The following is a 12,248-nucleotide window of genomic DNA, read 5'->3' on the forward strand; positions in this document are numbered from 1 at the left end:
TGGTGGCTACTTCTGTTGATCGATTTCGTGAACTTCTTCGTATTCCGACCGTCTCGCACGCAGACGAGAATCTGACGGATTGGGCGCGATTCAGCGAGTTCGAGGCCGCGCTTGAGCGCCTCTATCCGGCAACTCACGAGAATCTCACGCGTGAGGTGGTCGACTCCCACTCTCTTCTCTACCGATGGCCCGGCGCCACGAGCGTCGACCCGCTCGTGCTCATGGCTCACATCGACGTCGTGCCGGTCGTCGAATCCGAATGGACTCATGCGCCATTCGGAGCCGAGATCATCGGAGAGGGTGCCCAGGCTGAGATTCACGGCCGCGGCACGATCGACGACAAGGGCTCTCTCGTCGCGATCTTCGAGGCTGTCGAACAGCTCTGCGCAGAAGGCTATGTGCCGCAGCGCGATATCTATTTGGCTTTCGGGCATAACGAGGAGATCGCGGGAAGCGGCGCGCAGGCGCTCGTTGCCGAATTGCGTGACCGCGGGGTTCGCCCCGCGCTGGTTCTGGATGAAGGCGGAGCTGTCGTCCAAGATGTCGTGCCTGGGGTGACGGTGCCGACCGCGATGGTGGGCGTCGCTGAGCGTGGCGTGATGACCGTGCTGTTGACCGCCAGCGAGGGTGGTGGTCATGCTTCTACGCCACCAGCAATGCCCGCAACAGCGCGCCTGGCTCGGGCGATTGACCGACTGCGCCGTCGTCCTTTTCCTACCAGGCTTGCCAGCCCCGTACGAGCGATGCTCACAACTCTGGCCCCTCACGCTCCGCAGCCGCTGCGGGGTTTGTTCGGCAGCCTCGGTGTCACCGGACCGCTCGTGGCTGCGGCATTCTCGCGGTTCGGTCCTGAGATGAACGCGATCGTACGCACCACGGCAGTGGCGACCGAACTCAGCGGCGCGCCAGGTGAGAATGTTCTGGCTACATCAGCACGGGCCTCGGTGAATATTCGGTTGCTCACGGGCGACAGCGTGGCCAGCGCAACGGAGCGGGTTCGTCGTGTCATCAACGATCCGAAGGTGGATGTAGTGGTTCGTCATGGCTCCGACCCTTCGCCGGTCTCGCCATGGCGCGGTGAGGCGTGGCGGCGCATCTCTACGGCAGTCGCAGCATCGCTCGGAGACGAGATTGTCACCACCCCGTACCTGCAGTTGGGTGCGAGCGACAGCCGATGGTTTACTGCCATTAGCGACCATGTCTACCGCTTCACGCCGTTCCACCTCACGCGCGCCGAGCGCGACGCGTTGCACTCCCACAATGAGCGCATCCGGGTGGACGTATGGCTGCGGGGGATCGGGTTCTACCGCTCGCTCATCGAGGCGAGCTAGAACGCTGTCCTACCTGGCTGTTGCGCCTTCGTGAATCGGCAGCGACGCCAGCGCCTGCGCGAGGTCGTCGACAATGTCTGACGGATCTTCGAGCCCGATCGATAGTCGCACCGTGGTCCAGCAGATGCGCGCTTCGCGCAACTGCTCTGCGGAGAGATGGCTGTGCGTCATCGATGCAGGGTGAGCGGTGAGGCTGCGGGCGTCGCCGATGTTGGCAACCAGATGAACGACGTGTAGCTGAGCAATGAAGGCTTCGACGAGGGCGAAGTCTGCTTCGATATCGCCGGTCGTGTGCAGGTCAAACGAGAATACCGCTCCGGTTCCGCGTGGCAGGTACTGGATCGCGTTGTGGTGCCAGGGGCTGCTTTCCAGACCCGGATGGTGCACGCGCGCAACCGAGGGGTGTGCATCAAGGTATCGAGCCACTTCGAGCGCACTTGTCGTGTGCCGGGCCATCCGCAGATCGAGTGTTTCAATGCCCTGCAGCAACTGGAACGCGTTGAAGGCCGAGAGCGACGGGCCGAGATCGTGCACGTACTTCGTCTTCACGAGCGTGATGTACGGTGAGCCGGTCGCGCCGAAACGTTCCACCAGGCTGGCGCCATGCACTCGTGCGTAGGGCTCGTTGAGCTGCGGCCAGCGCGCCGGGTTTGTGCTGAAGTCGTACGTGCCGAGGTCAACGACGATGCCGCCGAGCGATGTGCCGTGCCCGCCAAGGAATTTCGTTGCCGAGTGAACGACGATGTCGGCGCCCACATCTTTCGCCCGTTGCAGATACGGCGTGGCCACGGTGTTGTCAATCACCAGTGGCACACCTGCGCCATGCGCGATGTCGGACACCGCGCGAACATCGAGCACCTGTGCGATCGGATTCGTGATCGACTCGGCAAAGAACGCTCGTGTCTCCGGGCGAACAGCTGCCCGCCACTCCTCGGGCTCATCTTGGTCGACGAAGGTGACTGAGACTCCCCAGTCGGCGAAGGTGTCTTGCAGCAGATCGACGGTGCCGCCGTAGAGCTGGCGAGCGGCCACGATGTGCTCGCCGCTCTTGGCGAGAGCGAGCAATGCAACGGCAACAGCAGCCTGGCCCGAAGCGACGCCCGCTGCGGCGATGCCATCTTCGAGTTCTGCCACGCGACGTTCGAACACCTGAACCGTGGGGTTAGCGGTGCGACTGTAGATGTTTCCGTCGCGCTTGAGCGCGAACAAGTCCCGCGCTTGGCTCAGCGAGGAGAACTCGAACGCGTTCGATTGGTGAATCGGCACAATCGCAGTGTTCTCAGCCGCGCTGGGGACGTACCCGGCCTGCACCTGAGTCGTGGCGAAGCCGCGCGTAGTCTCGGACATGTCTCCATTGTGTCGGCGAGGCCGTCAATCGTGCCCGATGTGTGTCGAACTATTGCGGCGCGCATCAAAGCAGCTGGGCGAAGCTTTCTGCATCCCGAGTCTTGCCAACCACCAAAATGGTGTCGCCAGCGTGCAGCAGCGTTTGGTTGTCGGCGTTGCTCCACACCTCATCGTGTTGGAAAGCCGCGATGGTCACGCCATACATTTTGCGCAGACCTGTCTCGCCCAGCGGTACCTGCTGGATCGATGAAGGGACGGGTGCCTTGACCATCGCGTAGCCCGGGGCAATCTCTATGAAGTCGAGTGCTGCGCCACGCACGAGGTGCGCGACCCTTCGCCCCATGTCCTTTTCGGGGTAGATCACTTTGTGTACCCCGAGTTGCTCAAGAATCAGGCCGTGATCGTCATCAACGGCTTTTGCCCAAATGATCGGGATGTTCATGCTCAGTAACACCGAGCAGGTCAAGATGGATGCTGAGACATTGTCGCCAATGCACACGACTACCCGGTCGAACTCGTCGATCGCCAGTTGGTGGAGCACCTCGCGCTTTGTTGAGTCAGCACGTACGACTTGCGTGAGCTCGCCGTTGAGGGATTGCACATGGTCGCTGTCAATATCGATGCCGAGTACCTCGGTGCCTGAGTTCATCAATTCGACCGCAAGTGCGTGGCCGAACCGACCCAGCCCGATGACGGCGACTGAATCGGCCTCGGCAATGCGCCGTGATCGTTCCGGCGAGCCGAATAGTGGAAACCTAGCCAATTGCGGGCCTTTCCTTGGGGAGTTCGTAGAGGATGCGGCGGTCTCGCAGGGCGATCGCTGAACCGAGAGTCAGCGGTCCTAGTCGCCCCAGGAACATGAGAGCGACGAGTACCAGTTGGCCCGGAGGGGACAGTGAAGCAGTGATCCCTGTGGAGAGGCCGACCGTGCCAAAAGCAGACACCGTTTCGAACAGAGAATGGTCGAGGCTTTCACCCGTCAGGAGCATGATCAGCGTGGTACCGCTGACCACGGCAGCGACAGCGATCAGTACCACGGTGATGGCCTGTCGGTGCACGGCGCGGGAGAGTCTCTTGCCGAAGATGTTCACGGCCGCCTCGCCGCGAAGCTCGGTCACCATGATGAAGAAGAGCACGGCGAAAGTCGTCACCTTGATGCCGCCGGCGGTCCCGGCAGGACCGCCGCCGATAAACATCAGCACATCCATCCCCAGCCACGTTTCGTCATGCATCGCGCCGATATCGACCGAGTTGAACCCCGCTGTTCGGGTTTGCACAGAGTGAAAGAATCCGGCCAGAACTCGAGCCCACGGGTCGAGGCCTCCCAACGTGCTCGGGTTGTTCCATTCAATAGCGGTGATGTAGACGGTGCCCGCAGCGAGCAACACCAAGGTCGCTGACAGCACGAGGTTGGTGTTCATCGACCAGTGAAGGCGGTTGCCAAACTGCCTGCGCAGCTGCATGAGAACCGGAAAACCTAGGCCTCCCAGAATGATTGCGGCGCAAATGGGCAAGCAGATGAACGGGTCAGCGACGAAATTCATCAAGTTGTCGCTATAGAGAGCGAAACCTGCGTTGTTGAATGCCGACACCGAATGGAAGAGTGCGAACCAAGCAGCAAGGCCGACGTCGTACCCGTAACCCAGTAGCAGCCGAGCAAACAGAAAGACAAAGGTGACCGCTTCAATTGCAAGCGAGATGGTTACGATTCGTCGTACGAGCCCGCGCACATCGTCGAGTCCGAGGGATTTAGCCTCTGCGGCCGTGTTCAGCCGTGAGCGCACGGTCATCTTCCTGGCGAGAATGGCGCCGATGAGCGACGCGAAGATCATGATTCCCAGACCGCCGAGCTGGATGAGCAGCATGATCACGACCTGGCCGAATACCGTCCAGTACACAGGTGTGTCCACGACGGTAAGGCCCGTTACACAAACCGCGCTGGTGGCGGTGAACAGCGCCTCGACGAACCCAGCGCTACCAGGTCCGTCTTTCGCGAACGGCAACAGCAACAACGCTGTTCCGACAGCAATCGCCCCAGCGAAGCCTACGACGACGGCCTGCGCGGGATGCATCTTGTAGTGCAACAACCGCCTGGCGAGGCGTCGGTTCGACGCAACCGTCGGCGGACGACGGTTAATCACCGATGAAGCATACTCCCGCGGCTGCTAGGGAAGGAGCACGATCTTTCCCTGCACACCGGACTCGAGTACGCGATGGGCTTCGGCGGCGTCGGCGAGCGCGAACGAGGGCCCAAGTTCCACCGAGAATCGGCCCGCCGCCATCAGTGCGAGCGCTACGGGGAAGGCCTCTTCGCGCCAGCGGAGTTCCGCCGCAGACAACGGATCGGGCGCACCGCCTTGAAATGCGCGGATGCCGAATCCGGCAGCATCCCGACCTCTGACGATCGTCGCAATGCGGTTGCGCTCGCTCACGAGCTCGAGCGAAACAGCAATCGCTTCATCGGTACCGGCGGCGTCGATGGCGGCGGTGACGCCATCAGGCGCGACCGCGCGAACACGTTCTGCCAGGCCATCGCCGTACTCGACGGCAACCGCACCCAGCGCCCGCACGCGATCAAAGCGCCGAGAAGAGGAGGTCGCGATCACGCGAGCGCAAGCGAGCGTTGCGAACTGGATGATCGCCTGACCAACCGCGCCCGAACCCCCGTGTACGAGCAGGGTGTCTGACTCACCGACGGCAAGCGAGCGGAGCGCTTGATAGGCGGTGCCCGCAGGAATCCCAAGCGCGGCACCCTGGGCCGCGCTCACGCCCGCGGGGCGAGGGTGCACCTGCGAAGCTGGAATGTTCACCGACGACGCATACGCCCCGGTCGCCCCGAAGAACGCCACCGGATCACCGACCCGAAAGCCGATGACGCCTTCTCCTACGGCCGTGATCACTCCAGCTCCGTCACCACCGATGCGGCGTGGCTCGGTGATTGGCGGCGAGGGACGCAGCGCCGAACGAAGTTTCCAATCGATCGGGTTGACGCCAACCGCTTCTACCCGGATCACGAGCTCGCCCGGCGCCGCTTGCGCTTCGGGAACGTGGGCTAGCTCGAGAACTTCGGGCCCACCGAACTCTCTGTAGACAATCGCTTCGGCCATGTGAGATCCAATCCGTTCGAAAGTGCGGTTATTCCTTCAGCGCCTTCTGAATGCGTTGTAGCGATGCGGGCTCGGCAGTGCCTAGCTGTTGTGCGAAGAGACTGATTCGAAACTCTTCCAGCAACCAGCGCGTGTGTTCGAGCGCGGGCGCGGTGTGCGGCGGGGGAGGAATTGCGCCACCCGCATCCGTGAAGATGGCAACGGCGCGCTCAATCTCACTCATACGCTGGCGGTCCCGCCCAGGGTTTTCTGCAAGCGCACGCACTCGCTCTCGTGCGCCTCGAAGATAGCGTGGCAAGTGGTTCAACTGGGCGAGGCCGGTCCGCGACACGAAGCCGGGATAGATCAGGCCAGCGAGTTGCCCCTTGACGTCGCCCAGCGCCCCGAGCAGCGTCAGCGAATTCTGTTCACGCACCGCACGTTCGACATCGCGTGACGCAGTCAGAATTTTTGCGGTCAGCGAGGTAGTTCGAAACAGTTCATCCACGACAACCGATGACAGTGCATCGCGCGCCGTGGCGAATGCCGCAGCAGTGCGAATGGGGCTATCCGCTGACACCCTCTCGATCACGGCGTCGGCTACTGCCGCGCGGCAGTCTTCGATGAGCGCTTTCGCCGACGGGTAGGGGGATGCCGCGAGCGCCAGTTTCTCGGGCGCAGTGAGGTGTTCGAGTACGTACGACGTAGGAGACGGTACCGACAACAGCAGCAGTCTGCGCACCCCCGCGCGTGTGGCTTTGGCGGCAGCTTCAGGCGTGGCTTCGATGCGTAGCGACACAGCGGCGCCGTCGTCGATGATCGCCGGATAGCCGCGCACGATTCCGCCCGCAACACGTGTGTCGACGACCGCTGGCACCTCGCCGAAGTTCCACTCGGTGACCCCGGACCGCTCTGCGAAGTTCGAACTGCTCGATGCGGGGGAGCCTGCGCTTGGCCCCGCAACTGCGGCCGGACCGCGCGCGCTGCGGGACTGCGGCGGGTTGAGCGACTTCGCCACTGATGTGCGTGCGCGACCTGAGAGTCTGGCCTGCAGGGCGGCCAAGTCACGGTCAGAGCCGACTGCGCGACCACGTTCGTCGACGGCGCGGAACGATACCTGAAGATGCCCAGGCACTCTTTCCATCTCGAACGCGGATCCATCGAGCTGTTGGCTCGCCAATCGCTGAATTCGTGCCGCGAGAGCGTCACGCAAAGACTGCGGCGGAAATCCACCGTGATCTTCCGGCCCCTGTCCCTTGAGTTCGGCTGAGAACTTCGTTGCCCAGTCCGCAGCCGGCACCACGTGCCTCCGGAGAGATTTGGGTAGCGACCGCAACAGAGCGGTGATGAGCTCGTCGCGCATGCCCGGCACCTGCCAGTCAAAGCCCGCAGGCTTGAGCTGCGCGAGCAGAGCGAGCGGCACGACCGCGGTCACTCCGTCGTCGGCAGCACCCGGTTCGAATCGATAGGCCAGCGAAAGCACTTGATCGCCCTGATGCCATCGCGCAGGAAAGTCGCCCTCGTCGCCGCGCGAGGTGTCTTCGACAAGATCGCTCTGCGCCATGTCGAGCAAGCGCGGCGTGCGAGCAGAGGCGTCGCGCCACCATTTCTCGAACGAACGCGTATCGAAGACTTCGCGAGGCAGCCGCGCCTCATAGAAGCGATACACGGCTTCATCGCCCACAAGAATGTCACGACGACGCTCGCGCTCCTCGATCTTCTCGAGCTTGCGGCGCAGCTCAAGATTTCGCCGTTCGAACGCCGTGAACCTCTTGTCGAGGTGTGAAGAGTCCCAGTCGCCGTCCACGAGAGCATTGCGCACGAACATCTCGCGCGCCAGGGGCTGATCAAACCTCGCGAGCTGAACGCGGCGTCGAGGGATGATCTCGACGCCGAAGAGAGTGACCTTTTCATAAACGGATGCTGCGCCCGACGCTTTCGACCAGTGCGGCTCGCTCAACTGTCGTCTTGTGAGGTCCCCCGCGAGCGCTTCCGCCCATTCGGGGTCAATCGCCGCGACAGTGCGCGCGAAAAGCCTCGATGTCTCGACAAGCTCTGCTGCCATGACCGCAGTCGGGCGCTTCTTCTTCAGGCCGGAACCGGGAAAAATTGCGAAACGTGCGTTTCTGGCTCCGATGTATTCAGCACCTCGGCGCGCCTCAACGCGCGCCGAGGGTGCTCGACCACCCTGCGCTTTCGCTGGCGCGCGGTCGTCGATGATGCCCAGATGCGAGAGCAGCCCCGACATAATCGCCTTGTGGATCGCGTCTTGATCGCTGGCGCTGGGCGCATCCGAAACTGCCCGGCGCGAGCCGTCGCGCCGCTTCGCCCGCACCAGGGTGCTCAACTGCCGGTGCACGTCTGACCACTCCCGCACGCGCACGTAGTTCAAATGCTCCGAACGGCACAGACGCCGGAAGGCACTCGAGCCGAGTTCTGCCTGCTTGTCTTGCAGGTAGTTCCATAGCGCAAGCAGCGTGAGAAAGTCGCTGGTGGGGTCGGCGAACCGCGCATGCATTCGGTCGGCTTCTTCGCGGCGTTCTTCTGGCCGCTCGCGGACGTCTTGAATCGACATCCCCGCAACAATGGCGAGCACTTCCTGCTGCACTCCAGTGCGGCCCGCCTCGACGAGCATGCGTGCGAAGCGCGGATCGATCGGAAGCCGTGAGATTTCGCGGCCGAGATCTGTAAGCGTTGCGTGCGTTCCCTGTGCTGCCGCGGGCTTGACCGCACGCAGTTCAAGCAGGAGATCGAAAGCAGCCTTGACGCCGCGCGAGTCGGGCGACGTAAGAAACGGGAATGCGGTGACGTCGCCAAAACCCAACGACAGCATCTGCAGAATGACTGATGCCAGCGATGTGCGCAGAATCTCGGGCTCGGTGAACTCATCGCGACTGGTGAAGTCTGCTTCGGAGTAGAGCCGGATCGCTATGCCAGGGCTGGTGCGGCCGGCGCGACCCGAGCGTTGCTGTGCAGAGGCCTGCGAGATCGGCTCGATGGGGAGGCGCTGAATTTTGCTGCGATTGCTATAACGAGAGATTCGTGCCGTGCCGGTGTCGATCACGTAGCGGATGCCGGGAACGGTCAGGCTGGTTTCGGCGACGTTCGTCGCGAGGATTATGCGGCGTCGCACGCCAGCTGTGCCCGAGCGCTCGAAAACGCGATGTTGCTCGGCCGAGGACAAGCGCCCATACAGCGGCAGCACCTCGGTCGGTGACGCGTCTTTCGCATACATGCCGCGAATGGAATCCATGGCATCACGGATCTCTGCTTCGCCGGGCAAGAAGACGAGCACGTCACCACCAGCTTCGCGATCGAGCTCACGCAACGCCGCGGTGATTCCGTCGACGTCGTCTTCAGCGTTCTCGTCGTGCGGTCGGTAGCGCACCTCAACCGGGTAGGTGCGCCCAGAAACCTCGATGATGGGGGCGGGGGCAGCATCCGACCCAAAATGCTTGGCGAAGCTTTCGGGATCAATCGTCGCGCTGGTGATGATGACTTTGAGGTCGGGACGCTTCGGCAGAATACGGGCGAGATAGCCCAGCAGAAAATCGACGTTCAGAGAGCGTTCGTGTGCCTCATCGACGATGATCGTGTCGTATCGGCGTAACAGCCGATCGCGGTGGATCTCGTTCAGCAGAATCCCGTCGGTGACGAGGGCGACCTTGGTGTCCGCGGTGACCTTGTCGGTGAAGCGCACCTTGTAGCCGACGGTGGTGCCGAGCGGAACTTGTAGCTCTTCGGCAATTCGCTCAGCGATGGTGCGAGCGGCTATTCGTCGAGGCTGGGTATGGGCGATCGCGGTGCGACCCAGTTCGAGGCAGATCTTTGGGAGTTGGGTGGTCTTGCCAGAGCCGGTGGCGCCTGCCACGATCACGACCTGATTCTCAGCGATCGCGCGTGCAATGTCGTCGCGCGCCGCGCTGACAGGCAGCTCCGGCGGGTAGACGATCACAGGCTCGATGGCAGACATAGCCTTCGATCGTATCGCGAGAAATGGCATTCACGGTCGCCCTGTATGCACATGTACTGTCGCGCGCTAGGGTTGGATCATGACAATTCCTCACGTGATGCTCAATGACGGCAACTCGATTCCCCAGCTTGGCTACGGTGTGTTCTTGGTTCCCGAAGACGACACCGCACGGGCGGTGAGCGAAGCGCTCGAATTGGGCTACCGCCACATCGACACCGCGGCAATCTACGGCAACGAAGCCGGTGTTGGCGCCGCTATTGCCGCGTCAGGAATTCCTCGCGACGAGCTGTTCATCACCACCAAGCTGTGGAACGACCGCCATGACGGTGAGCAACCGCACGCAGCGATTGCGGAGAGTCTCGAAAAGCTGGGTCTCGATCGTGTCGACCTCTATTTGGTGCACTGGCCTGCTCCCGCCAACAACAAGTATGTGCACGCGTGGCAGAAGATGATTGAGATCCGCGAGGCAGGGTTGGCAACCAGCATCGGTGTCTCAAACCACCTCGTGTCGCACCTCGACGAGATAGTGTCTGCGACCGGCGTCGTTCCAGCGGTAAACCAGATTGAACTGCACCCCGCCTACCAGCAGCGCGACATCACAGCCTGGGCCGACGAGCACGATGTGCGCATCGAGTCTTGGGGCCCTCTCGGCCAGGGGAAATACGACCTCTTCGGTGCTGAGCCTGTTGTCGCGGCAGCGGCGGCACATGGCAAAACTCCCGCGCAGGCCATTATCCGCTGGCACCTGCAGCGCGGCTTCATCGTCTTCCCCAAATCCGTGCGTCGTGAGCGCCTCGCAGAGAACCTCAACGTCGTCGACTTCGAGCTCAGTGCTGCCGAGATGGCCGCGATCGATGCCATGGATCCGGGCGACGGCTCGGGTCGAGTCGGTCTCCACCCGACCGAGCTCAACTAGCGGCGTCGCAGCAGCAACACGCTGTCGTCGAGGAGTGCCTGCGCACCCGAAGGGCTTGTCGCTTCGCGTGAGCGCTCCTCGGCGATGAGCACCGTCCACTCGCTTAGGTCGAGCTCGAGCTTCTCGAGGTCTTCTGCTGCGGTGAAAAAGCGGTGGCGGTGAGGATCAAAAGCGCGCGCCCACGGGGGAGCCGCCGCGTGACCGAGGATCAGTAGATGGCCGCCGGGTGAGACCCAACTCGCGGCTCGCCGCAAGATGTCGATCCGTGGCAGTTCTACGGGAGCGTGCAAGAAGCTTGCGGTCACCAAATCGACTGCGGTGGGCGGGTTCCACTTCGCGAGGTCAGCGACCGTGAATGCGATTCGCCTCGGAGATATGCCGATCTCCCGGGCGGCTTCGCGTGCGCGCTCCACCGCGACGAGTGAGATGTCTACACCTGTCACTGTCCAGCCCTGACCTGCCAGCCAAAGTGCGTCAGCTCCCTCGCCGCAACCGAGGTCGATCGCAGTTCCGGGATGGAGCTCGTCTAATGCGGTGACGAGCGTTCGGTTCGGGTTGCCTGACCAGACTCGGCCGTTCTCGCTATAGCGATTGTTCCAGAACATGACCGGTTCGACCTCGCGCTGAGGTTCAGATGCTGAGGCTTCAGCCGCAGCGCGATCGAAATCTGCGCCGGTGAGGAACGCGTTCACGGCGGCTCCAGTCATCGAGCCCATCCCCATGGACAGCGGCACATTTGCATAGGGTGTGACAACGTTGCCGACGGCCCAGATGCGCGCGTCACTCGTTTGGCCCACGCTGTCAGCTTCGATGAGTGTGCCCATCGGTCCTTCGGAGACGCGCAGTTCGAGGCCGCGCAGGAACGCATCGTTCGGGTGCGCCGGCGTAGCGACAAAAAGTGCGTCGAGCTCGACAGTCGCTCCGTCAGCGGTCTTTACTCCGGTCAGCTCGGGCGCCGTGCCGAGCACCTCTGTGACCTCGCTGGTGACGACGGTGACACCGCGGGCTTTGAGCTGGCTCTGCAAATCAGCGTCTAGTTCGACGCCCGCGCTCAAAAAGACGGTGACCGCCTCGCTGAGTTGCCTGACGAGCTGCGCGTGATGCCATCCGGCGGGTGAGACCATCAGCAAGCCGAGCCGACGATCTTTCACTTCCCAACCGTGGCAGTACGGGCAGTGCAAGACGGAAGAGCCCCAGTGCTGGGCAATTCCGCGAATCTGCGGCAATTCGTCGGTGGCTCCAGACGCGACAACGAGAGAGCGGGCATGCTGTGGCTCGCCGGCGCGAAGACTGACCTCGATTCCCCTCTCAGTCGAGCGCACGAGCTCGGCGCTGTCGCCGTGAACGATCACGCCGTACTGTTCCACCTCACCGCGTCCGCGTACGGCGAGATCGGCGGGCGTTGCGCCCTCGTGGCCGAGCACTCCGTGCATGTGATCGGCGAAGCGATTGCGGGGCTCGGCCGTGTCAAGCACGAGTACTCGTCTTCTCGAACGGCCCAGCATCAGAGCGGCGCTCAGCCCCGCTGGACCGCCGCCGATAACAATCGTGTCCCACGTCGATGTCTTCATGATTCGAGCTTTCCCCGCTCTAGC

General features: G+C 62.7%; 8 protein-coding genes. 2 read left to right on the top strand and 6 right to left on the bottom strand.

The window, feature by feature from the left end:
* The first annotated feature begins 2 nt into the window (after positions 1-2).
* Complete coding sequence (locus AB0O81_RS00095; RefSeq protein WP_363580011.1) at positions 3-1,331, top strand: M20/M25/M40 family metallo-hydrolase; 1,329 nt, start codon at positions 3-5, stop codon at positions 1,329-1,331.
* A 9-nt stretch (positions 1,332-1,340) separates the two neighbouring features.
* On the opposite strand, the gene AB0O81_RS00100 is transcribed toward AB0O81_RS00095, so the two are convergent.
* The 5 genes from AB0O81_RS00100 to hrpA form a co-directional block, all read right to left on the bottom strand.
* Complete coding sequence (locus AB0O81_RS00100; RefSeq protein ID WP_363580013.1) at positions 1,341-2,678, bottom strand: PLP-dependent transferase; 1,338 nt, start codon at positions 2,676-2,678, stop codon at positions 1,341-1,343.
* Positions 2,679-2,742: 64 nt separating this feature from the next.
* Positions 2,743-3,441: a TrkA family potassium uptake protein gene (locus AB0O81_RS00105; protein WP_363580015.1), complete on the bottom strand. Its 699-nt coding sequence runs from the start codon at positions 3,439-3,441 to the stop codon at positions 2,743-2,745.
* Positions 3,434-4,750 carry a potassium transporter TrkG gene (locus AB0O81_RS00110; protein ID WP_363580840.1) on the bottom strand — a complete coding sequence of 439 codons (1,317 nt, stop codon included), beginning with the start codon at positions 4,748-4,750 and terminating at the stop codon, positions 3,434-3,436. Before AB0O81_RS00110 ends, AB0O81_RS00105 begins: the two co-directional genes overlap by 8 nt.
* Positions 4,751-4,843: 93 nt before the next feature.
* Entirely contained in the window at positions 4,844-5,785 is a 942-nt protein-coding gene (locus tag AB0O81_RS00115; protein WP_363580017.1) for an NADP-dependent oxidoreductase, read from the bottom strand.
* A 28-nt stretch (positions 5,786-5,813) separates the two neighbouring features.
* Positions 5,814-9,737 (bottom strand): ATP-dependent RNA helicase HrpA, encoded by a 3,924-nt coding sequence (hrpA, locus tag AB0O81_RS00120; RefSeq protein ID WP_363580019.1) that lies wholly within the window; start codon positions 9,735-9,737, stop codon positions 5,814-5,816.
* A 79-nt stretch (positions 9,738-9,816) separates the two neighbouring features.
* Here hrpA and AB0O81_RS00125 point away from each other — a divergent pair, with 79 nt between their 5' ends.
* Complete coding sequence (locus AB0O81_RS00125) at positions 9,817-10,653, top strand: aldo/keto reductase (protein ID WP_363580021.1); 837 nt, start codon at positions 9,817-9,819, stop codon at positions 10,651-10,653.
* On the opposite strand, the gene AB0O81_RS00130 is transcribed toward AB0O81_RS00125, so the two are convergent.
* On the bottom strand, positions 10,650-12,224 hold the full coding sequence (locus AB0O81_RS00130) for a bifunctional NAD(P)/FAD-dependent oxidoreductase/class I SAM-dependent methyltransferase (RefSeq protein WP_363580023.1): 1,575 nt from the start codon (positions 12,222-12,224) through the stop codon (positions 10,650-10,652). The two genes, AB0O81_RS00125 and AB0O81_RS00130, sit on opposite strands and share 4 nt — an antisense overlap.
* Positions 12,225-12,248 lie beyond the last annotated feature (24 nt).

The sequence above is a fragment of the Microbacterium sp. NPDC076911 genome (assembly GCF_040687125.1).
GTDB lineage: Bacteria > Actinomycetota > Actinomycetes > Actinomycetales > Microbacteriaceae > Microbacterium.